The sequence below is a fragment of the Streptomyces sp. NPDC102259 genome (assembly GCF_044766465.1).
Taxonomy (GTDB): Bacteria; Actinomycetota; Actinomycetes; order Streptomycetales; family Streptomycetaceae; genus Streptomyces.
Window position 1 is genome coordinate 67,215 of record NZ_JBIWMA010000014.1, and the last position, 20,922, is coordinate 88,136.

Annotated in this window: 18 protein-coding genes; 1 reads left to right on the plus strand and 17 read right to left on the minus strand. The window is 72.7% G+C overall.

The window, feature by feature from the left end:
* Nucleotides 1-35 precede the first annotated feature (35 nt).
* The 9 genes from ACIRPU_RS28460 to ACIRPU_RS28500 form a co-directional block, all read right to left on the minus strand.
* Nucleotides 36-2,684: a SpoIIE family protein phosphatase gene (locus ACIRPU_RS28460; protein ID WP_403872221.1), complete on the minus strand. Its 2,649-nt coding sequence runs from the start codon at nucleotides 2,682-2,684 to the stop codon at nucleotides 36-38.
* Nucleotides 2,685-2,954: 270 nt separating this feature from the next.
* Nucleotides 2,955-3,383, minus strand: coding sequence for an ATP-binding protein (locus tag ACIRPU_RS28465; protein WP_403872223.1), 429 nt, complete (start codon nucleotides 3,381-3,383; stop codon nucleotides 2,955-2,957).
* Nucleotides 3,384-3,732: 349 nt separating this feature from the next.
* Nucleotides 3,733-4,143 carry a (deoxy)nucleoside triphosphate pyrophosphohydrolase gene (locus ACIRPU_RS28470; protein WP_403872225.1) on the minus strand — a complete coding sequence of 137 codons (411 nt, stop codon included), beginning with the start codon at nucleotides 4,141-4,143 and terminating at the stop codon, nucleotides 3,733-3,735.
* A gap of 30 nt (nucleotides 4,144-4,173) precedes the next feature.
* A complete protein-coding gene (locus ACIRPU_RS28475) occupies nucleotides 4,174-4,389 on the minus strand; it encodes an SPOR domain-containing protein (RefSeq protein ID WP_403872227.1) in 216 nt (71 codons plus the stop codon).
* Nucleotides 4,390-4,849: 460 nt separating this feature from the next.
* A complete protein-coding gene (locus ACIRPU_RS28480; RefSeq protein ID WP_403872229.1) occupies nucleotides 4,850-5,602 on the minus strand; it encodes a GntR family transcriptional regulator in 753 nt (250 codons plus the stop codon).
* A 147-nt stretch (nucleotides 5,603-5,749) separates the two neighbouring features.
* Nucleotides 5,750-7,096: a DUF4190 domain-containing protein gene (locus ACIRPU_RS28485; RefSeq protein WP_403872231.1), complete on the minus strand. Its 1,347-nt coding sequence runs from the start codon at nucleotides 7,094-7,096 to the stop codon at nucleotides 5,750-5,752.
* 93 nt (nucleotides 7,097-7,189) lie between these two features.
* Nucleotides 7,190-9,022, minus strand: coding sequence for a BTAD domain-containing putative transcriptional regulator (locus ACIRPU_RS28490; RefSeq protein WP_403872233.1), 1,833 nt, complete (start codon nucleotides 9,020-9,022; stop codon nucleotides 7,190-7,192).
* 55 nt (nucleotides 9,023-9,077) lie between these two features.
* On the minus strand, nucleotides 9,078-9,251 hold the full coding sequence (locus ACIRPU_RS28495) for a hypothetical protein (RefSeq protein ID WP_403872235.1): 174 nt from the start codon (nucleotides 9,249-9,251) through the stop codon (nucleotides 9,078-9,080).
* A gap of 204 nt (nucleotides 9,252-9,455) precedes the next feature.
* Nucleotides 9,456-9,755 carry a hypothetical protein gene (locus tag ACIRPU_RS28500; protein ID WP_355707512.1) on the minus strand — a complete coding sequence of 100 codons (300 nt, stop codon included), beginning with the start codon at nucleotides 9,753-9,755 and terminating at the stop codon, nucleotides 9,456-9,458.
* A 309-nt stretch (nucleotides 9,756-10,064) separates the two neighbouring features.
* Between ACIRPU_RS28500 and ACIRPU_RS28505 the strand changes: the two genes are divergently transcribed.
* On the plus strand, nucleotides 10,065-11,060 hold the full coding sequence (locus tag ACIRPU_RS28505; RefSeq protein WP_355707510.1) for a helix-turn-helix transcriptional regulator: 996 nt from the start codon (nucleotides 10,065-10,067) through the stop codon (nucleotides 11,058-11,060).
* A gap of 120 nt (nucleotides 11,061-11,180) precedes the next feature.
* On the opposite strand, the gene ACIRPU_RS28510 is transcribed toward ACIRPU_RS28505, so the two are convergent.
* The 8 genes from ACIRPU_RS28510 to ACIRPU_RS28545 all read right to left on the minus strand — a co-directional run bounded on the left by ACIRPU_RS28510 (nucleotide 11,181) and on the right by ACIRPU_RS28545 (nucleotide 20,896).
* Nucleotides 11,181-12,626 carry a DHA2 family efflux MFS transporter permease subunit gene (locus tag ACIRPU_RS28510; protein ID WP_403872238.1) on the minus strand — a complete coding sequence of 482 codons (1,446 nt, stop codon included), beginning with the start codon at nucleotides 12,624-12,626 and terminating at the stop codon, nucleotides 11,181-11,183.
* Between the two features lie 87 nt (nucleotides 12,627-12,713).
* Nucleotides 12,714-13,886, minus strand: a complete 1,173-nt coding sequence (locus ACIRPU_RS28515; protein ID WP_403872240.1) for a hypothetical protein — start codon at nucleotides 13,884-13,886, stop codon at nucleotides 12,714-12,716.
* Complete coding sequence (locus ACIRPU_RS28520; RefSeq protein ID WP_403872242.1) at nucleotides 13,883-14,500, minus strand: hypothetical protein; 618 nt, start codon at nucleotides 14,498-14,500, stop codon at nucleotides 13,883-13,885. The genes ACIRPU_RS28515 and ACIRPU_RS28520 overlap by 4 nt, the downstream gene beginning before the upstream one ends.
* Nucleotides 14,500-16,818, minus strand: coding sequence for a beta-ketoacyl synthase N-terminal-like domain-containing protein (locus ACIRPU_RS28525; protein ID WP_403872244.1), 2,319 nt, complete (start codon nucleotides 16,816-16,818; stop codon nucleotides 14,500-14,502). Before ACIRPU_RS28525 ends, ACIRPU_RS28520 begins: the two co-directional genes overlap by 1 nt.
* On the minus strand, nucleotides 16,818-17,861 hold the full coding sequence (locus ACIRPU_RS28530; protein ID WP_403872246.1) for an aminomethyl transferase family protein: 1,044 nt from the start codon (nucleotides 17,859-17,861) through the stop codon (nucleotides 16,818-16,820). The genes ACIRPU_RS28525 and ACIRPU_RS28530 overlap by 1 nt, the downstream gene beginning before the upstream one ends.
* Nucleotides 17,862-17,912: 51 nt before the next feature.
* Entirely contained in the window at nucleotides 17,913-20,006 is a 2,094-nt protein-coding gene (locus tag ACIRPU_RS28535) for a GNAT family N-acetyltransferase (RefSeq protein WP_403872248.1), read from the minus strand.
* Between the two features lie 69 nt (nucleotides 20,007-20,075).
* Nucleotides 20,076-20,603 carry a 3-hydroxyacyl-ACP dehydratase FabZ gene (fabZ, locus tag ACIRPU_RS28540; RefSeq protein WP_403872250.1) on the minus strand — a complete coding sequence of 176 codons (528 nt, stop codon included), beginning with the start codon at nucleotides 20,601-20,603 and terminating at the stop codon, nucleotides 20,076-20,078.
* A gap of 2 nt (nucleotides 20,604-20,605) precedes the next feature.
* Nucleotides 20,606-20,896 carry a phosphopantetheine-binding protein gene (locus ACIRPU_RS28545; RefSeq protein WP_355707494.1) on the minus strand — a complete coding sequence of 97 codons (291 nt, stop codon included), beginning with the start codon at nucleotides 20,894-20,896 and terminating at the stop codon, nucleotides 20,606-20,608.
* Nucleotides 20,897-20,922: the final 26 nt, after the last annotated feature.

Genomic DNA, 20,922 nt, shown 5'->3' on the forward strand with positions numbered 1-20,922 from the left:
AGGCGCGGAACAGGTTCGGGCCCGGCCAGAACGGGTCAGAACAGGCTCAGCAAGGCCTCCGCCGGGTCGGCCAGAACCGTCTCGCCGTCCGGTAGCGGAAGTTCGAACCACACCGTCTTGCCGCGCGGGGTACGGCGCGAGCCCCAGGCCGCCGACAGCAGGCCCACGAGCTGGAGGCCCCGACCGCCCTCGTCGGTGTCCCGGGCACGGCGGCGGCGCGGCTGGACGAGGCCCGCGTCCCAGACCTCGCACACCAGCGTGCGGTCGAGGAGCAGCCGGAGTCTGATCTCGCCCTCGCCGTACCGCAGCGCGTTGGTGACCAGCTCACTGACCAGCAGTTCCGTCGTGTCGACCAGGGGTTCGAGACCCCAGGACAGCAACTGGCCGCGGGCGTGCTCCCGGGCCCGTCCCACACTGCGCGGTTCGCGCGGCAGGGTCCAGTCGCCGACCGAGTCGACGGGCAGGCCCTGCACGCGTGCCATCAGCAGCGCGATGTCGTCCTCGCCGTGGTGCGAATCGAGGGTGTTGAGGACGTGGTCGCAGACGTCCTCGAGAGGCGCGGAGGGGTCGGTGAGAGCCCCCACGAACGCGTTGAGGCCCTCGTCCAGCGGATGGTCGCGCGATTCGACCAGTCCATCCGTGTAGAGCGCCAGCAGGGCGCCTTCGGGGAGTTCGACCTCCACCTCCTCGAAGGGCTCGCCGCCCACGCCGAGCGGCATGCCGGGCGGCACGTCGAGCATCAGCGCCGGCTCCCCGGGTTCGACGAGCACCGGGGGCAGATGGCCCGCGTTGGCGAAGGTGCAGCGCCGGGTCACCGAGTCGTAGACCGCGTACACACAGGTCGCGAGGTACACCTCGGACAGGTCGGCCTCGCGGGGGCGGCGGGCGGCCCGGGTGGCCTGCTGGACGCCTCCGGGGGTGCCGAGGCCGCGCGCGATCTCGTCCAGCGCGGAGAGGACCTCGGCCGGTTCCAGGTCCAGCAGCGCCAGCGTCCGGACGGCCGTGCGCAGTTCGCCCATCGCGACCGCCGCCCGCAGACCGCGGCCCATCACGTCGCCCACCACCAGCGCCGTGCGGTGACCGGGCAGTTCGATGACGTCGAACCAGTCGCCGCCGACCTCGCTTGGGCGGCCCATGGAGACGTTGCCGGGGAGGTAGCGGCAGGCGATGTCCAGGCCCGAGGCCACCGGGTCCCCGGGCGGCAGCAGCGACCGTTGCAGTATCAACGCCCGTTCGTGCTCCCGCCGGTACAGGCGCGCGTTGTCGATACAGACCGCGGCCCGCGCCGCCAGCTCCACGGCCAGATCGCGGTCCCGGTCGCCGAACGGCTCGCTGCCCTTCGTACGGGAGAACTGCGCGAGGCCGACGACGGTGTCGTGGGCGACCATCGGGACGGCGAGGGTGGACTGCACGAGGCCGCCCTCCTCGCCGGGGATGGCCTGCGGGCGGGCGGTGCGCAGGGCGTCCGCGCAGGGCGAGTTGAACGGGAAGTGGTGGACCGCGCCGACCGCGACGGGCGCGCCGGCACCGGGGAAGGGGGCGTCGGAGACGGCGGAGGCGAAGGCGACCCGGCGCAGTTCGGCGCTGCCGTCGGCGAGGCCGGGCGGGGTCTCGTCACCGGCCAGGAGGCCCTGGTAGAGGTCCACGGTGGCGAGATCGCAGAAGCCGGGCACGACGACGTCGAGGAGTTCGCGCGCGGTCGTCTCCAGGTCGAGGGAGTTCCCTATGCGGGCGCCCGCCTCGTTCAGCAGGGCGAGATTGCGCCGGGCCGCGGCGGCCTCGCGGGCGGCGGCGCGGCGGGCGGTGATGTCGGTGCCGAGCCACGCGACGCCGATGGGCCGGCCGGTGCCGCTGTGCACGCGGTAGAGGTTGATCGACCAGTGCCGGCGCTCGTCGGAGCCCGGCACGTATCCGGTGACGTGCATGTCGGTGATGGAGTCGCCGGTCTCGAGGACCCTGCGCAGGGTCGCGCTGACCCGGTCGGCCTCGGGCCGCGGCAGGTAGTCGTGGACGCCCTTGCCGTGGTGGTCGTCGGGGGTGCCGCCGAAGATCGAGGCGAACCGGTGGTTCGCCCGGCGGACCCGCAGGTCGGGGTCGATCAGCAGAAAGCCGAACGGGGATTGGCCGAAAATGGCCTGCGAGGCGGCGAGGTCGGTCTCGATGCTGCGGAGCGTGCGGACGTCGACGACGATGCACACGGCGGCCTTCTCGCCGTCCGCGCTGCGCGTCGGCATGACGTAGACCTCGGCGAGACCCGTCTCGCCGCGTCCGCCGCCGGGCACCGGGTCCGGCATCCGGAAGGGGACCACGCCGGTCCACTCCCGCCCGTCGAGGATCTCGGCCATCTTGCGCTGGCCGCGTTCGCGCAGTTCAGGGTCGATGAACGCGTCGATGGGGTCCATGCCGACGGCCCGGTCGGCGGGGATGCCGAAGATCTGCTCGGCGCGCAGGCTCCACTGGTCGACGAGGCCGTCGGGGCCGATCGAGAAGGAGGCGACCTTGATGTAGTCGTAGATCGAGCCGGGCGGACTGCTCTGCCACATGGCGTCACCGGGCGTCGCCGCCTCGCCCGGGCCGTCGGCGAGGCCGTGCGCGGCATCGCCTGCGAGCGCACTCGCGGCCTTCGCCCTCGCGCCGCCCGACGGGTCCTCGGACTCCGTGGCCTTCGCTGGTATCTCGCTCACGCGAACCGTCCCCTCCAGCTCACCGCGTCCGGCACCGGTCACCGGCGGCGGCTGCCCGCAGTATCCAGCACTACGGGTCCGCACGACACGGTGTTCACGATCACAGCACGGTCCAGGCGTTTTTTGGCCCGTCCCGCGACAACACTTCCAGTCTTCTAACCAGCGGACACGTCGTCGAACCACCTCTTCCGGGACCGGTCGGAGACCGGAACCGAACGGGCGACACCGCGAGGCCCGCTGTACACCGGCTCATCCCCGCGAGACGCCCCGTCAACCCGGCACCGCGAGTTCGAACCACACCGTCTTGCCGGTGTTCCCGGGCCGGGTGCCCCAGCGGCGTGAGGAGGAGGCCACCAGCTGCAGTCCGCGCCCGCTCTCGTCCTCGGGCCGGGCGACCCGTTCGCGGGGCGGGTCGGGCAGCGGGTCGGAGACCTCGACCAGCAGGACGCCCGGCAGTCCGGCGGGGCGGACCAGACGGAGGCCGATGGGGCCGGTCGCGTGCCGCAGGGCGTTGGTGACCAGCTCACTGACCAGCAGCGCCGCGATGTCGCTCAGGCTGTCGAGTCCCCAGACGTGCAGCTGGCCGCGGACGGCGTGGCGGGCGGTGCGCACCGCACCGGGGTCCGCGGGGAACGTCCACTCGGCGCAGTCTCCGTCGGTGTCGATCACGCCGATCACTTCCCGGGCCAGCGAGTACACCCATGTCCGGTTTCGTGGGGTTAATGGCCACATACCCGATATTCGGGAGGCAGTACCGCACAGCAGGGCGCACTGTGGCACGAACGGCGTACGCGGCGGCCCGCCTCCCGGCCGAAGCGCCCCCGGATCGGCCGGACGCCACGGGACGCGCCCCCGGTCGGGCATCCACACGGTTCGGCAGCCCCACAACCACGCAGCCGCGCGGGTCGGCACCCCCACAGCCGCGCACCCCGCGGGTCGCCAACCCTGCGGCCCCGCAGTTCGGCGGCCCGGCGGCCCCAGTTCGGCAGTTCGGCAGCCCGGCAGCCCGGCAGCCCGGCAGCGGCATCCTGGGCGGGTGGGTCTCGGGTCAGCGGGCCTCGGTGCCGAGTTTGGAGAGGGTTTCGCGGACCGCGGGCACGTCCTGGTCCAGCCAGTCGACGTCCCAGATCTCGGCCGGGGTGAGCCAGCGCAGCGCGTCATGGTCCTGGAGGGGCTCGGGAGCGGCGGAGCCGGGGCGCAGGCGGGCGGTCCACACCTGGAGGACGTAGGGCGGCCTGAGCGGCCACTCACCGGGGACGCGCTCGACGGTCTCGGCCTCGACGCCGAGTTCCTCGCGCAGTTCGCGCACGAGGGCCGCCTCGGGCGCCTCCCCCTCCTCGACCTTGCCGCCGGGCAACTCCCAGCGCCCGGCGAGTTCGGGGGGTGCGCTGCGGCGCGCGGCCAGCAGGCGGCCGGCGTCGAGCAGGGCGGCTCCCACCACCACGGTCCGTTCCGTCATGCGCCGGAGCCTACGGGACCGCACGGAGCGTCAGTTCCGGGTGCCGTCCCCGTTCTGCACCTGGGCCTGCGCCTGGCCCTGGCCGATGCGCTCGACCCAGTAGAGCTGCTTGTGTCCGCGACTGTCGAGGCTGTCCGCGATCTTCTGGGCCTCGGCCCGGGTCGCGTACCTGCCCACGCGGTAGCGATTGCCGTTGTCGTCCTGTCGTATGACGAGCCAGGGCAGAGAGATGGTGCTGTCGTTCATCGCCCCCCACTCCCCCTTCTCGCCCCGGCCCGCTCGGATCCCGTCCGCGACACGCCTCGCGCCCCGCCCTCTAAGGAAACCGCAATCCGCATATGCCCGAGCGTACGCCTTACCTTTACGCACCGAACACGACTTTGCACAAAGAGGTACGCAACCAGCCAAGACGCAGGGGGCGCACGGGACCGAACGCGCCGTGCGCGCGTCGCGATGCGTCCGGTCGGCGGGGTGTCGGGCACCTATGGGTCGACCTGCGGGAACAACCGGAAACGACCGGATTCCGACGGCGCGCGGGCGGACCTGCGGCAGGCGGATACCGGGGGCAACTGCCGGAAGGGTGTGCGCCGCCCGGGCGAATGCGCTAGCGCCCCGGACGACACCCCGCCCCCGCCCCTTCACCCACCCCACCGGAGAGCGGTCCTCGCCCCGTGCGCCGGAAGACGCTCCCGGCGCACTCCGGCGGCTACTTCACCGGCAGGTGGTAGGCGACCCGGTAACGGTCGGCCGGGATCACCACGTCGGCCGTCTCGACCGGGCGGCCCGAGGCGTAGTACGTGCGCTGGACGACCAGGACGACATGCCCCGGAACGCCTCCGAGGGAGAGGAGTTCCTCGGCGAGCCCGGGACGGGCGCCGACCTCCTCCGTGACGTTGTCGACGATCACGTCGATGCCGCGCATCCGCTCGACGACGCCCATGCCGCCGAGCGGGCCCTCCTCGGGCAGCATGACGGGGGTGCGGCCGGTGACGGCGAGGGGCTCCCAGGAGGTGGAGAGCATCATCGCCTCACCGGCCTCCCGGAAGACGTACCTGGTGCACATCACGCGGTCGCCGGCCGCGATGCCGAGCCGCTCGGCGACGGAGACGCCCGCCTCGACCTGCTCGCTGCTGGACTCCCACGTCCCCCGGGTGTGCGCCTCGGCCTGCTCCTGCCGGAACGGCGTGGCACCGCTGACGGGGCGGTAGCCGGAGCGGGCGATCCGGCGCGGCACGGGCCGCTCGCGCACATAGGTGCCCGAACCGGAGCGGCCCTCGACCAGCCCCTCGGCCATCAGCACCTTGCGCGCCTCGAGGGCGACGGTGTCGGAGACCCCGTACTCCTCGCGGATTCTCGCCTGGGAGGGGAGCCGGGTGTGCGGTGGCAGTGACCCGTCGGAGATCTTCTTGCGCAGATCACCCGCGACACGCAGATACGCCGGCTGCTCACCGAATGTCACTGGCCACTCCCATCAGGTTGTACAGACAGCTACAGCCTGGCAACCGTGGGTTGTACCATGCAAGCAAAGGCCAGAGAATCACTCGATGTGATGACATGCGGCTGGGTAACCCTTTACCCAGGCACTTTCTCCCCGCTATGGACGCGATCACACATCCAGACCGCTGTCGCTGTCGCCCCCGCCCGTGCCGCCGCTCCCGCTGTCGGAGTCCTCGTCGTAGGTCGGCGGGGTGGTGGCCAGGCCCAGAGCCTTGCGGGCGGTGACGGTGGTGGCGCCGTCGACGTACGCGTACGCCTTGTCGTAGTGCTCGTAGAAGCCGTCGGCGGTGGTGGCCTTCTTCGCCGCCGCCCACTCGTCGGCCGCGTCCTCCATGTCCTTCGCCAGGACGGCCAGGGGCTTTTCCCGGGCCGGCGTCATCCAGAGGTGGGAGCCCAGCTGGTCCGCCTGATTGCCGGTCACCTCGCCGGTGTCACCGGCCCAGGCGCGGTTGCTCGCGAGGTCCTCCTCGGCGTACTCCTCCGGCTCCTCGAAGAGCGCCTTGTCGACGGCGGCCATCGCCTCGAGGAAGGCGAACTGGTCGGGGTCGAGCGTCGACGCGTCGGCGCGCAGCGAACCGGTCAGGGTGCCCTTCTCGTCCACGTTGGCGAAGACGCAGGTGATCTCGCGGTCGCCCCAGCTCCAACTGTCGGCGGTGGGCGTGAGGTAGTAGATGTCCACCTCGTCGGTCAGCGCCCAGGGGTCCATCGCGTAGGCGTCCTGGAGCGTGTAGCACTTGTCGTCGGCCACGTCCGTGACGTGGTCGTCGCCCGGGAAGCTGTCGCCGGACAGCGGGACCGTGGCGAACACCTCGGCGTCGTGCTCACCGGAGCAGGCCACCTCGTCGACGTCGTAGACGTCCTCGTCGAAGGTCTCCCCCGGCACGTCGAAGCAGTCGCCCTTGGCGAGCGCGAAGCTGGAGTTGCCGGTCGCACCCTCCTTGAAGCCGTCCCAGAAGTCGGAGGCGCCGCCCGTGGACAGCGCGAGGACCCACACCGCGAGTCCGACCGAGGACAGGACCGTGCCCGCGACCGCCATCGCCTTGCCGCGCTCCCCCCGCTTCCTGATCTGCACCAGGGCGATGATCCCGAGGAGCAGCCCGACGCCCGGCAGGAAGCAGAGGAGGCCCAGGACGAGGGCGGCGATGGCCACGCCGTTGACCGGCGAGGGCCGGCCGTAGGGGCTGTACCCCTGACCCCAGACGGGGTAGGGCACCGCGCCGTACGGAGCCTGCGGGTACGGGGCCTGCTGGTACGGGCCCTGCGGATACGGGGCCTGCGGGTAGGGCCCCGTCGGACCCGGGCCCATCGGACCCTGCGGCCCCTGCGGCCCCTGGGCGTACGGGTCCTGCGAGGGTGCGGCGAACGGGTCCTGCGGGTACGGGCCCTGCGGCTGCGGCTGCGGAGGCTGGTACGGGTCCTGGGGCTGGTGCGGCCCGGGAGGCGGGGGTATGGACACGAGTACCGTGCTCCTGGTTCAGACGGTTCAGGCAGTTGTACGACTGCGCGCATCGTAAGCGCCCCACCAGCACGGACGGAACGGAGATTCCGTTCAGGCGGCCGCGCCCGCCTCCTCGACGAGCAGCTCCCTGGTGCAGTCCCGGATCAGGCTGTGGAAGGAGAACCGGGCCGGGGTGTCCTCCCGGATCAGGTTGTTCTCGATCAGCGCGTCGAAGTGGTGCTCCACGTCCCCGGCCGGCAGACCCGTGACGAGGGCCGCGTGCGCGATGTCGTAGGAGGCGGACGGCTGGAGGCTGATGAGCCGGCTGAACCGCCTCTCGGGCGCGCTCAGATGGTCGTAGGACACCCGAAGCACGGCCATGAGGTCGCGGTCGGCGGTCTGGAGACAGCGGGCCCGCTGCGCCGGGTGCGCGAGCCGCTCGACGAGGTCGGCGACGGCCCACGCCGGACGGTCGCGCAGCCGGGTCGCGGCGATGCGCAGGGCCAACGGCAGCCGGCCGCACAGCTCGACGGCCCGCGCGACCTGCGCCGGCTCACGCCGCGCGCGGGGCTCTCCGACGATCCGCCGGAACAGCGTCACGGCGTCGGCGGGCGGCAGCACGTCGAGGCAGAGCGGCAGCGCGCCGTCCAGGGCGGTGAGCTTGCGCCGGCTGGTCACCAGCACCAGGGTCCCCCCGGTGCCCGGCAGCAGGGGAGTGACGTGGGCGGTGTCCGCCGCGTCGTCGAGGACGACCAGGCAGCGGCGGCCCGCCAGGCGCGCGCGCCACAGGGCGCTGCGCTCCTCCAGGCTGGGCGGGATCTCCTCGGCGGCCAGACCGCTCGTCTGCAGGAGGACGGCGAGCGCCTGCTCGGTCGGCACCGGCGACCGGGTGGCGCTGAAGCCGTGCAGGTTGATGAAGTACTGCCCGTCCGGATAGAGCTCGGTGACCCGGTGGGCGAGGCGCACGGCCAGCGTCGTCTTGCCGACCCCGCCCATGCCGTCGATCGCCACCATCACGGGGGAGCCGCCCGGCTCCTGCGCGGCGAAGGCCGACAGCGTGGCCAACTCCTCGGTACGGCCGGTGAAGTCGGTGAGGTCGTGGGGCAGGTAGTGCCTGCCGTTCCCGGGCGGCGCGGACGGTCCCGTCCGGCGGTCGTCGGGCGGCTCGGCGCCGGCCGCCGAGAGGGCGGGTCCGCCCGAGCCGTGCAGGTCCGGGGAGTCGGCGAGGATCTCCGCGTGCAGGGCGCGCAGCCGGGGGCTCGGCTCCAGGCCGAGCTCGTCCACCAGGAAGCGCCGGCCCTCGTCGTAGACCGCGAGGGCGTCGGCCTGCCGGCCGCTGCGGCACAGGGCGATCATCAGGCTGCCGCGCAGGGCCTCGCGCAGCGGGTACTCCGCGATCAGCGCGTGCAGTTCCCCGACGAGGGAGCCGGTCTCGCCGAGCTTCAGGCGCAGGGCGACGAGATCCTCCACGGCGGTCAGCCGCTGCTCGGCGAGCTTCACCGCGGCGCCGGAGACCGTCGGGCACTGGATGCCGGCGAAGGCCTCGCCGCGCCAGAGGTCCACCGCCGACTGGAGCAGCCGGACGGCCTCGGCGTACCGGTTCTCGCGCTCCGCCGCCTTGGCCGCGCGCACCCGGCCGGCGAACTGGTGCGCGTCCACGGCGTCCTCGGGTACGACCAGGCGGTAGCCGACGTCCACGGTGACCAGGCTGGTCCCGTCCGACGCGGAGAGGATGCGGCGCAGGTCGCGGATCGCGTTGTGCACCTGCGGACGGGCCGACGGCGGCGGGTCCTCCCACAGCTCGTCCACCAACGCGTCCATCGGAACGACCCGGTTGGCGTGCAGGAGCAGCAGGGCGAGGAGCCGCTGTTGCCGCATGCCCCGGACGCGGATCGGGATGCCCGACTCACGCAGTTCCAGGGATCCCAGGACCAGGAATTCCATTTCTTCTGTCCCCCGATGTCTTTCAACTCGGTTCAGCACATGCCCCCGTGAATGTTCAGGGGCCCCAGGTGACGTCGCCGTCGGTGTGGTCGCCCGCGGTGGTGCGGAGGTCGCTCTCGACGGCGTGCGTGATGTTCTTCGGAGAATCCGTGACGGTCACCGTCATCGCCATTCCGCCGAGAACGATGAGCACGGCGGCGACGATTTTGGAGACACGGGTGCCCTGCATGGATTTTCTCCTCGATTGAGTGAGCGGATTTCCGGAGTGAATTCCTCCGGAGTCTTCAGCGGACTCTGCGGTGAACTCTTCGGCGGCTTTCGTTCCGCCGATGGCTCAACTCTGCTCGGCCCGCGGGCCGGAGGGAACAGCGGACGGCTGGACGGAATGTGCAGCGTCCTATCCCGTCCACCCCGACCTGGGGAAACGCCGGGCTCACAGGTCCCACCAGGGACCGGGCACCAGGACGGCCCCGGAGGTCACGACGCCGTAGCCGAGCAGGTCCGGATGGTGTTCCACGGCTCGCCGCGACAGTCGCGCGGCGGTGTCCTCGGCCGCGGCGAGAGAGCCGGCGAGGAGGAAAAGGCCCAGCGTGAGGCCCTCGCCGGCGTGCGCGTGCACGGAGACGTGTTCCAGTCCGTCGCTTTCCTCTGCGTACGAGGAAATGATCGCCGCCAGATCAGGCCGGGCGGATGCCTCGGCAGGGGCGCGCAGGCGCACGTGGATGAGATACATGACTTCATCTTCGGTGCTGTTCAGTGGTGGTGGACCGGCTCACGATGGACGCTTTGTGCCATGGCACAAAGCGTCATGCGGAGGGGGCGCCGGCGGCAGTCCGCGAATGGGCCGGGAGATGTCTCGCGCCGGCCGGGATGTGCCGCGGTCCTCACTCTGGCACCACGGGTGGTTGAAAGCCGAGCGATTGGCCGGAACCGTCCTCCGTGCAGCCGAGCCGCCATCCGCAGTTCAAGGTCAGTAAGCTCGGGGGCACTAAGTTTCGAACACAGTGTGTGCAGTGTGTGACAGCAACAGGGGGACTGCATCATGTTGGAGGTTCTGGGACTGGATGCCGAGGCAGAAGCCATCTACCGGTGGATGCTGGCCAATCCACTGGAGGGCATCATCGTCCTCGTGTCCCGACTCGGGCTACCGGAGGAACGGGTTCGCGCGGGTCTGGACCGGCTCAGCGAACTCGCGCTGATCCAGCCATCGGCCCGGCAGGGCATAGGGTTCCGGGCGGTCGGCCCGGAGACCGCCATGGAGGTGCTGCTCGCGCGCCAGCAGGCGGAGTTGGCGGCGCAGCAGATGCGCGTGGAGAGATCCAGGGCGGCGGCCGCGCAACTGATCGCCGAATGCTCCTCGCTACGGCCACGGGGCATCGACAGCGATTCCGAGCAGCTGGACGGTCTGGAGGCGATCCGGGAACGGCTCGCGGAACTGGCCCAGTCGGCCCAGGTCGAGGTCGCCACGTTCGCGCCGGGCGGCGCGCACCGGGCCGAGGACCTCCAGGCCAGCCGTGCCCCCAACTCCACCCTGCTCGACCGCGGGGTGCGGATGCGGACGGTCTATCTCGACAGCGTGCGCAACCACCAGCCCACGCTGGACCACGTCGGCTGGCTGCACTCCCGCGGCGGACAGGTCCGTACCGTGCCCGAACTGCCGGTCCGGATGATCATCTTCGACCGGTGCAAGGCGGTGCTGCCGGTCGACACGAGCGACGCCCGGGTCGGCGGGGTGGTGCTGAGCGGGGCGGGGACGGTCGCGGCCCTGTGCGCGCTCTTCGAGGGCGTGTGGAACACCGCGACAGCACTGGGGAGTACGCCGAAGTGCGAGGCGAGGGGCATGCCGCCGCAGGAGCGCGCCGTGCTGAAGATGCTCGCCCAGGGCTACACCGACGAGGCCATCGCCAAGCGCCTCGGGGTCTCCCCGCGCACGGCCCGGCGCACCGCCGCCACGCTGATGGAACGCCTGGACGCCCGCAGCCGCTTCGAGGCGGGGGTGCACGCCGTCCAGGACGGCTGGCTGCCCTCCTCACGCTGAACACCGGGCACGGGCACGAGCGCGCCATACCGGGCGGTCGCCTCGGGCCCCGTCGTCGCATTCCCGCCCGCCGCGCCCAGGGCGGGGACGGGCGGAGGTGCGGCGACAGGGCCCGTACGGTCACGCGTGCGCCGCGCCGGCGCGGGTCTCCTTGCGGTCGGCGAGGAGCAGGGCCAGGGCGGGGAGCAGGGTGACGGCGTAGATCGCGAGGACCCAGGTGAAGGAGTGCGCGAAGGCGCCGGGCACCAGTCCGTGGCGCTGCCGGGCCGCCTGCTCCAGGACCACCGTGACCACGGCGAGGGCCACCGTGCCGCCGATCCGCTGGATCAGGTTGAGCTGGGAGGAGGCGTCCGGGATGGACTGCGGGCGGATCGACTGGAAGGCCCGGGTCATCGCCGGCACGATCGTCAGTCCGGTGCCCAGGCCCCGCACCACCAGGCTCGCGCACAGCAGCACGTACGACGTGTCCGAGGACAGCGTGGTCAGCGGCACGGTCGCCAGCATCGTCAGGGTGATGCCGACGACGACGGTGCCGCCACCGCCCAGCCGCTTCATCAGCACCCGGCACAGCCAGACCGCGCTGACCACGCCGAGGCCGCCCGTGGACATCAGCAGGCCGGTCGTCACGGCCGTCTCGCCGCGGGCGGTCTCGAAGTAGAGCGGGATGAGCATCATCGGCGAGTAGAGGACGAAGCCCAGGCAGAAGATGTTGATCGCGGCCGTCCGGTAGACGCGGTGGGCGAACAGGCGCACGTCGAGCAGCGGGTGGGCCGCGCGCAGCTCCCGTACGACGAACACGGCGCCGCTCGCCACGGCGAGGGCCAGCGGGACCAGGAAGGCGGCCCGCCCGTCGAGGGCGTGGTCGGAGAACTCGTGGACGGCCAGTACGGTGCACACCGTGCAGGCGGCCGAGGACACCAGGCCGATCACGTCCAGCGGCTTGGCGGCACCCTCCCTCGGGGGGTCCTTGCGGACCCGGCGCAGGGTGACGAGGAACAGGGCGGCGCACAGCGGGACGTTGACGACGTAGACCGCGGACCATCCCCCGGCCTCGACCAGGAGGCCGCCGATCGTCGGGCCGAGCAGCGGGCTGATCAGCATGACGCTGCCGTTCAACGACTGGACCCGGCCCAGGTGTTCGCGGGGCACGCCGCTGGTGAGCAGGATCGTCGACACCGGGGTGAGGACACCGGCGGCGGCGCCGGCGATCCCGCGGGCGGCGATCAGCTCGGGCAGGGTCTGGCTGGCCGCGCAGGCCGCCGAGCCGAGCGCGAACAGGAGGGTCGCGGCGGCGAAGACGCGCCGCACGCCGAACCGGGTGGCCAGCCAGCCGGTGGCCGGCATGGTGGCGGCCAGCGCCATCAGATAGGTGGTCACCACCCACTGGACCTGGCCGATCGAGCCGAACCTGGCCGTGGTCTCGTGCAGGGACACGTTGACGATGGTGGTGTCGAGCAGGGCGAGGAAGCCGCCGGTGACGGCCACGGCCATCGTGACGACGGTGGGTCCGGAAGCGGCTCTCGGAGGGCTCGGCGCGTCCTCTTTGGTCTGTTCGGTCAATGCCATGGGTGGCGTCCTTAGCAGGGCGATGAGGTCGACAGGTCGGTGGGCCGGGACAGGTGGCGCCGGTCGGTTCGGGGCAGGTGGTGTGGGTCAGCGTGGGGTGGTCAGGGCTTGCTCGATGTCGTCGAGGACCGCCCCGGCCGCCTCGCGTGCGCCGGGGCGGCTGCGGCACGACAGGGTCAGTTCGGTGTCGTCGCCGACCTGGCAGGTGCTCAGGAACATCTCGGCGTAGGGCACGAGCATCGGCAGCGTGGAGAAGCCGGTCGGCCGGAACCGGTCGGTGCGCAGTTCGGCGGTGTCGATCCGGCCGTGGTCGGAGATGATCGCCGTGCACGGGAACCGGGTGCCGTCCAGTTCCCGGGCCTCGCGCAGCGAGTTGGCGAAGGGGTTGCTGCGCAGGAAGTCCCCCTCCAGCGCGGCCACCTCGCGCTTGTCGAGCAGGGCACGGACGACCTGGCCGTGCAGCCGCTTCCAGCTGTCGTCCCGGTGCAGGTCCAGCACCAGCCGGGAGGTGAGGTTGGCGGTGGAGCGGACCGTGCGGTCGTGGCGGCGCAGGTCGACCGGCACGATCAGCCGGCCCGTCTTGCCGGCCAGCCGGCGGGAGAGGGCGGCGGCCACCCGGGCGGTGACCGCCGACGGTGCCGCCCGCACCCGGCGCCGTATCCACAGCGGGGCGCCGTCGGCCGGTCCGTCGCCGAGGATCGCGGGCAGGCCCTCCAGCCGGGCGGGCGGCTCGGCGGGCGGCACCTTCCCGGCGGCCGTCCGGAAGTGGGCGTCGTCGACGACGGACGCGGCGCCGACCGGCTCCTCGCCGCGCAGCACCCGGAACACGTCGGCGATCCACTGCCGGAGCCCGCGGCCGTCGGTGACGATGTGACTGGCCCGGACGACCAGCCGGGTCGACGGCCCCTGGGTCGACTGCCCCTCGACGAGCCCGACCTCGCAGACCGGGCCGGTGACGACGTCCAGGTCGCGGTGGAAGAACGGGGCGTCGAAGCCGTCGTCGCCGGGAAGTTCGACGACCGGCGGGAGCGGGCCGTCGGCGCGCCAGCCGGCGCCGCGGCGGCGCACCGCGAGGCCGGGGCTCGCGAGGGTGGCGGACCGTACCGCGTCGCGCAGCGCGTCGGGGTCGATGCGGCCCTCGCCCTCGACGATCATCTGGATCAGCTGCGGGGTGCCGGTGGCCGCGGCGTTCAGATAGCCGCGTTCGATCGGCGAGATACGGCGGGTGTAGGGCCGTACAGCGGCCGCCGTGGCTGTCATGCCGGCTCCTGGGTCGGGGTGTGCAGACGGACGGGGGCGGGGGCGTCGGCCACGAGCGCCAGGTGCATCGCCGGGGCCACGGTCGTGGAACTCACCTGGTACGCACCCACGTTGGTGGGCCGCCAGCCCGGCCGCCACGCGGGCAGCCGGACCCCGGCGAAGGTCTCCTTGGTGAGGTGCGAGGCCTTGATGAGCGCCTCGCACTCGGCGAAGTCCCGGATCTCGGCGGGCTGCCGGCGGCCGAGCAGGGTGCCGAGCCAGCGCATGGCGGCCGGGCGGTCCCGCTCGTCCTGGAGGTCCACCCCGAGGTGCACCGGACCGGCCGACAGGGCCACGGCGCTGTAGCCGTCGCAGTGCGCGACCGAGGCGGTGAGGTGGTGGGCCGGGATGTGCCAGCGCTTGTGGACGTCCCTCGTGAGGTCCCGGACGCCGATGTCGAGGCCGTACACCCGGGCGACGGCCTCGATGATCAGCGAGCGGCCGGAGGCGTTGAGACGGTAGCCCATGTGGTCACGGGGAAGGTGAGCGTGGTGGGTGACCAGGCAGTCGATCGGGGCCGGCCGCGCCGCGCCCCGCACGACCGGATCCATCACCAGCCCCAGCAGCGCCCCCATCACGCCTCCGTGTCGAACACGGCCGCCGCGTAGCTGCCGCCGTAGGCGAAGCTGGAGAGCAGGAGCCTGCCCCGCCGGGTCGGGGCGGTCAGCGCCGCCACCAGGCCCAGGGCGCCCGCGCTGCCGTAGGTCTCCCCCAGCAGGGCCTTGGGGGTGATCGTCGGACGGCCGTGGAGGCCCGCCAGTCTCAGGGCCCGGGACTGGGCGGTGTCCACCAGGCTGTAGCCGGAGGCCGCCGAGACCACGGTGTCGATCTCGTCGGGCGTGACCTGGGCCTCGGCCATCGCGCCGCGCAGGGCCCGGGCCCAGGCCTCGCCGTCGCGGCCGATGCGGCCGATGCCGGCCGACTCGCCGGAGGCGCCGTAACCGCGCACCTTCGCCAGGACGTCCGCGCCCCGGGACGAGGCCGACCGCTCGCTCTCCAGGAGGACGGCCGCAGCTCCTTCGCTGAGCACCATGCCGCTGCGGCCGCCCGGGACCACCGGCCCGGAGCGCGCGTAACCGGGGAGGCCGGCCTGGGTGGCCAGGGCCTGCTCGGGGAACTCGTCGGCGATCACGACCATGATCCGGTCCGCCATGCCGCGCGCGATGACCCGGGCGGCGAGCTGGAGGGCCAGGACGGAACTCGTGCCGCCGTTGGCGATCGTCGCGGTGTAGCCGCGGTAGCGGTGCAGCATCGCCACATGGCCGGCCGCCGCGTTGACGACCGTGTTGGCGAACAGGGCCGGGTTGGCGCCGCTGATGCCCTGTTGCAGGACGCCCTTGTGGAACTGGAGGACCGAGGTGACCGGCCCGTAGCCGGTGGCGAAGACGATGCCCGTGCCCTCGGCCTCGGCCCGCGAGGGCTTGCCGTGCCGGCCGTAGAGGTCGGCGACCGCGGCGGCGGCCAGCAGGCTGAGCGGGTCCATGCGGCGGGCCCGGCTCGGGTTGATGCCCCGGGCGGCTGACTTGACGTCCACCCGGCCGACCAGCACCCCGCCCACGCCCTCGACGTGTTCGGTGGCGGTGAAGCAGGCGCGGCCGGCGTCGAGTGCGGCCACCAGGTCGGCGGTGTTGCCCGCGCCGCCCGCCAGCCCCGCCACTCCGGTGACGACGACCTCGTGGACCTGCTCGGTGCGGCGCGGGGCCGAGCTCGGGCGGCCCGGCCGGTTGAGGACCACGGAGGCGTTGTTGCCGCCGAAGGCGAAGGAGTTGGAGATGACCACCTCGGGGCGGGCCCCGGCGCGACCGGTGTCCGGGATCACGTCCAGGCCGAACGGCTGGGCCACGCCCCGGGTGTTGACGGTCGGCGGCAGGGTGCCGCGGTCGATGGCCAGCGTGCTGACGACCGCCTCGACCGCCCCGGCAGCCCCGAGGGTGTGGCCGAGGATCGATTTGGTGGAGCTGGCCGGCGGCACCGAGGCGCCGAACAGCAGCTTCACGGCCTTCGGTTCCGAGGCGTCGTTCGCCGGGGTGCCGGTGCCGTGCAGGTTGAGGTAGTCGACGTCCCCAGGGGTCAGACCCGCCGTGTCCAGGGCCTGGGCCATGGCGGCGCAGGCCCCCTTGCCGCTCGGGTCGGGGGCGGTCTGGTGGTAGCCGTCGCAGGAGAGGCCGTAGCCGCCCAGCTCGGCCAGGACGCGGGCGCCCCGGGAGGCGGCGCGGTCCGCCGACTCCAGGACCATGAACCCGGCCCCCTCCCCGAGGGTCAGGCCCGTGGACGCGGACATCGGCGAGCACGGCTCCGGGTCGAGCGCGCCCAGGGCGCTGAACCCGTACGCCGAGAGCGAGGCGAGGGGGTCGACGCCGCCGCAGATGACGTGGTCGACGTCCCCCTTCCACAGCAGCTCGGCCGCGTAGCCGAGGGCGACGGCGCTGGCCGCGCAGGCGTTGGACAGGACCACGCGCGGGCCGCGCAGGTCGAACTCGGCGGCGATGTAGTCGCCGACGCAGGGCAGTTGGACGGCGGCCGCCCGCTCCGCGTCCAGCTTCCCCTCGTGGACGAGGTCCGCGTGGACCCTCTCCAGCGTCGGCATGGCGCCGAGGCTGGAGCCGACCACGACCGCGACCCGGTCCCGGTCGACGGTGTCCAGGTCGAGCCCGCTGCTCTCCAGGGCCTCCCGGATGGCGGTGGCGGCGAGGCCGTAGCAGCGGTCGACGTCGGCCGGCTGCTCGCCGGTGACCATGCCGGCCCACTCGGTCAGCAGCTCGGACGTGTCCATGAGGGTGTTGGTGCGGATGCCGGAGGTCCCGGCCGCGATGGACGACCAGCTCTTCTCGACGTCGTCACCGGCACCGGTGATCAGTCCCAGGCCCGTCAGGGCGATTCTCGGCGTGGACATCAGGCGATCCGGGTGGTGAGGGAGCGGGCGATGACACGGGGCAGGGTCACGGTGCGCAGCGGGCGTTCGGCGGCCTGCTCGTCCTTGGCGGCCAGTTCGAGGCCGGAGACCCAGAACGGGGCGTCCAGGAGGGCGAGGACGAGCTCCTCCTCCGGGTTGGCGGAGGGCGCCTGCCACAGGACCGTGCCGATCTCCCGGCCGCCCGCGGTCACCTGCGTGCCGGCCGTGAACCGGCTGTCCGCGGGGGCGGCCAGGGCGGTCAGGCGGGCGGTCTCGGCGGTGGGCCTGACCAGGTCGTCGGAGCCGCGGAACTCGCCGATCCGGTTCCAGTCGATCATCCAGGCCAGGTCGGACTCGTCGACCGAGAGGCCGGCGAAACCGGCGGCGTAGACGGCCATGCCGGCCTCGGCCTGGACCCGGGCGAGGCCCTCGGCGCCGACCGGGGAGCCGCCCTCCTCCTGAACCGCGGCGAGCACGGCCCGGTGCGCGGCCTCGGGGGCGTTGCTGATGAGCAGGTACCCGTACTCGCCGGTGGTGCCGACGCGGGCCAGGTGCGCGAGGGCGGCCGGGTCGTCGGGCAGCGCGGACTCGGTGACGGCGTGCAGGGTCAGGCCCGAGATGTCGAAGTCGACGAAGCGCGCCGCGACCGACCAGGCCGTCGGGCCCTCGAACGCCGTGGCGGCCCAGCCCTCCGGCTCGACGTCGACCTCGACTCCCTCGGGGACGTCCAGCCCGTCGAGGTAGCCGCGCAGCTCGTCGGCGCTCACCCCGGTGCGCGGCAGCAGCCAGGCGTCCTCGCCGATCTCGAAGTGCAGCAGGATCGCGAACGGGGTGCCGTCGGCGTTCAGGGCCAGCACCTCGCGGACCGAGTCCGGCTCGACGAAGTCGCCCGACTTGGCCAGGAACTGGTCGAGCAGCGACAGCCGCTCGTCGCCGGAGACGCGGACCAGCGGGGCGTCGATCCGGTAGGCGCCGATGGTGGTGCGCACGGTGGCGTAGTCGTCCGAGGCGGTACGGAGGGCGGAGACGGTGGTGGTGGTCATGGTGTGCGGTTTCCTCTCGAATGACAGTGGTCAGAGCTGAGTGACGGTGGTTCAGGAACGGGTGGGTCCGCTGTGCACGGCCAGCTGCCAGGCGCTCGGCCGGCGGGCCGGGGACACGCAGCCGATCAGCAGACCGGAAGGGGTCGTGCGCAGGACGATCTCCGCCTGCGCGCAGGCGCCCTCGGCGGGCCGGCAGTCGAGCCAGCTGCCGTCGGCGAGTCGTACGGTGGCGGCGGTGGCCCAGATCTGGCGGAAGCCGGCCGAGCCGAGCTCCCATCGGGTGCCGGCCGAGTCGAGCACCACGGTGGTCTCGCGCGAGGTGTTCGGGGTGAGCCAGAGGACGATCTCCTCCTCGCTGTCCGGGGCCTGGATGTCGGCCCGGACCGGCTCGGCGGTGTCCTCGGGGGCGGTCAGCTCCCAGCCGATCCGCTCACGCGGGGCGTACAGGCCGAGCGGGTGCTTCTCCTCCCAGGCGGCCGGTCGCACGCCCCAGCCGAGACCGCTCGCGCGGCCGAACCGGCTGTTCTCGGCGGTGACCCACATGCCTGCCGACCAGCGGGGGTTGTAGCCGAAGACCCGGGTGCGCGGGTACGGGCTGCGCAGGACCTTGGTGGCGCCCTCCTTCCACGAGGTGACTCCGGCGGCGGAGGCGGTCAGCTCCAGCCGACGGACGGCGCCCGGCTTCGGGTCGCTATGGACCGGCCGTACGGCGTCGGTCGCCACGCCGGTCCGCGGGGCAGCCCCCGCGTCGGTCCCCGCATCGGTCCCTACGTGGGTCGCCGTGCCGGTCCCCGCGTCCGCCGGGCGGAAGTCGGTCCGCAGTCGGGCGACTCCGTCCGGACCGGCCGCCAGGCCGCGCTCCAGCAGGGCGCTGTGGATCAGCCGGACCGGCTCGCGGACCGGCAGCCCGATGCCCCATGACGTTCCCTGCCAGGCGAGCTCGGTGCCGGCCGGGACCGCCTGGGAGGCGGCGACCGCCTCCGAGGCGTCGCGGACGCCGAGGCCGAGGCCGATCGGGTGGCGCTCGCCGTCCGGGTCGACGAAGGCGCCCTGCCGCAGTCCGACCGTCTGGAAGATCCGGCCGGGGCGGCGGGTGAAGGCGAAGTCCTGCCGCAGGGTTCCCTCGGTGAGGGTGACCGTGCCGACGACCTCGTCGTCGCCGCACCGCTCGGTGATCCGGACCCCGTTGTCGACGGGGACGACGTCCAGGTCGCGGGGCTCGCCCTCGCGCCAGCCGGCCGGGCGGTCGGCCCGGCAGCTGGGCCAGGTGGAGACGAACAGCGGCCCGTGGTGTCCTTCGGCCAGCACCGACAGCGTGCCGTCGTCGCCGTCCACCTCGCAGGTCAGCCCGCCGGAGCCGAACCGGTGCGGCTCCGGCCGCCGCGGTGCGCGCACGTGGTACGGCGGTTCGGTGAGCCGCAGCGCGCGGCCGGTGCCGTCGGGTCCGGTGACCTCCGCCTCGCGTACGACGCCGCGGTCGACGTCGACGCTCGCGGTGATCCGGAACTCGCCCAGCGCCAGGTGGTAGTCGACCGTGCGGACGCCGTCCACCAGTCGGACGTCGGAGCGCAGTTCGTCGTCCCGGGCCTCGGTGACCGTGCCGAAGCTGTTCAGTCCGCCCAGGGCCGACCTGACCTCCGGACCCAGGTCCGCGAACACGCTGCGCAGGACCAGCGGGATGTAGTTGTGCAGTTCGACGTTGCCGTCCTCGCCGGGCACGGTCTGGCCCACGGAGACGCAGCCGACGCGCCGGTACAGCTTGAACGCGACGCTGTTGGCCGGGTTGACGGTGAGCCGGAGCACGAGGCAGCCGGACTGCACCATCCACTCGACGGCCTCCGTGAACAGCCGGCCGGTGATGACTCCGTTGCGGTAGGCGGGGGCGACGAAGAACATGTCGGCGATGAGCTCACCGGCGCGGGCGGAGCGTCGGCCGGTGTTGTGGAACAGGCCGAAGGTGCCCACCACACGCCCGCCGTCCACGGCCACGAGGAACGTTCCCGTGTCGCGTTCGGCCAGTTCGCGCTCCAGCTCGTCACCGGTGATGCCGCCCGCTACCGGGTTGGGGTTGTCGCGGTGGCGGTTGTAGAGCGCCGCGATGTCGTGCGCGTCGCCCTCCTGGTACGGGCGGATCGTGATGGACATGCCTCACCTCCTTTTCTTCGGGAGTTCTTCGGTGGGACCCGTACATCGGTGGGACCCGTACAGAGGGGGTCAGGCCTTGCGGCCGGTGGTGACGATCAGGGAGCCGGCGGCGGCCAGTTCCGAGCCGACGCTCGCCCGCACCGACACCTGCCGCAGACCGCCCAGCCGCTGGCCGAGCTTGGCGTCCAGGGTCAGCTGGTCGCCGGGGACGACGAGCCGGGAGAACTTCATCGAGCTGATGGACCCGAGGTAGCCGACGCTCGCGGACGGGTCGCCGCCGCCCTCGGGCGCACCGGCCGCCTCTGCCGCCGCGGCCGCTTCGATGATCTCGGCGACGTACACGACGGCCACCAGCTGGGCCATCGCCTCGACGATCATCACGCCCGGCATGATCGAGTGGTCGGGGTAGTGCCCGGCGAAGAAGGGCTCGTTCACCGAGACGCTCTTCACGCCGCGGCCCGAGACGCCGGGGACGACGTCGTAGGCACGGTCGATCATCAGCATCGGCCAGCGGTGCGGCAGCATGCGCTTGATGTCGTCGGAGGAGTAACTGTGCTTCTGCCGGGCCCTCACGGGGGCCTCGGAGGCGATCGTCATGCTCAGACCTCGCGGGCTTCGATGAAGTCGACCAGGGCGTTGATGGAGCCGAAGGCCTCGAAGTCGTCGTCGCTGATCAGCACGTCGTACTCGTTGTTGACCATGACGACGATCTCCAGGGTGTCCAGCGAGTCCATCTCCAGACCGCGGCCGAACAGCGGCTGGTTGTCGGAGACGACGGCCGGCTCTACGTCCAGGCCCAGGCGGTCGATGATCATCGACTTGACCTTCATGTTCTTCTCCAGGCGGGTCTCGGCCTGGCTGCGGAGGTCCTCGAAGGTGGCGACGGACACGGTGCGTTCCTTTCACTAAGGGGTGA

Coding starts and splice junctions, on each gene's coding strand:
- ACIRPU_RS28520 (WP_403872242.1), bottom strand. CDS start 14,500: ATGGGGGCGCTGCTGGGGCTGGTGATGGATCCGGTCGTGCGGGGCGCG.
- ACIRPU_RS28525 (WP_403872244.1), bottom strand. CDS start 16,818: ATGTCCACGCCGAGAATCGCCCTGACGGGCCTGGGACTGATCACCGGT.
- ACIRPU_RS28510 (WP_403872238.1), bottom strand. CDS start 12,626: ATGGCATTGACCGAACAGACCAAAGAGGACGCGCCGAGCCCTCCGAGA.
- fabZ (WP_403872250.1), bottom strand. CDS start 20,603: ATGACGATCGCCTCCGAGGCCCCCGTGAGGGCCCGGCAGAAGCACAGT.
- ACIRPU_RS28530 (WP_403872246.1), bottom strand. CDS start 17,861: ATGACCACCACCACCGTCTCCGCCCTCCGTACCGCCTCGGACGACTAC.
- ACIRPU_RS28475 (WP_403872227.1), bottom strand. CDS start 4,389: ATGAACGACAGCACCATCTCTCTGCCCTGGCTCGTCATACGACAGGAC.
- ACIRPU_RS28495 (WP_403872235.1), bottom strand. CDS start 9,251: ATGCAGGGCACCCGTGTCTCCAAAATCGTCGCCGCCGTGCTCATCGTT.
- ACIRPU_RS28505 (WP_355707510.1), top strand. CDS start 10,065: ATGTTGGAGGTTCTGGGACTGGATGCCGAGGCAGAAGCCATCTACCGG.
- ACIRPU_RS28535 (WP_403872248.1), bottom strand. CDS start 20,006: ATGTCCATCACGATCCGCCCGTACCAGGAGGGCGACGCGCACGACATC.
- ACIRPU_RS28490 (WP_403872233.1), bottom strand. CDS start 9,022: ATGGAATTCCTGGTCCTGGGATCCCTGGAACTGCGTGAGTCGGGCATC.
- ACIRPU_RS28515 (WP_403872240.1), bottom strand. CDS start 13,886: ATGACAGCCACGGCGGCCGCTGTACGGCCCTACACCCGCCGTATCTCG.
- ACIRPU_RS28470 (WP_403872225.1), bottom strand. CDS start 4,143: ATGACGGAACGGACCGTGGTGGTGGGAGCCGCCCTGCTCGACGCCGGC.
- ACIRPU_RS28500 (WP_355707512.1), bottom strand. CDS start 9,755: ATGTATCTCATCCACGTGCGCCTGCGCGCCCCTGCCGAGGCATCCGCC.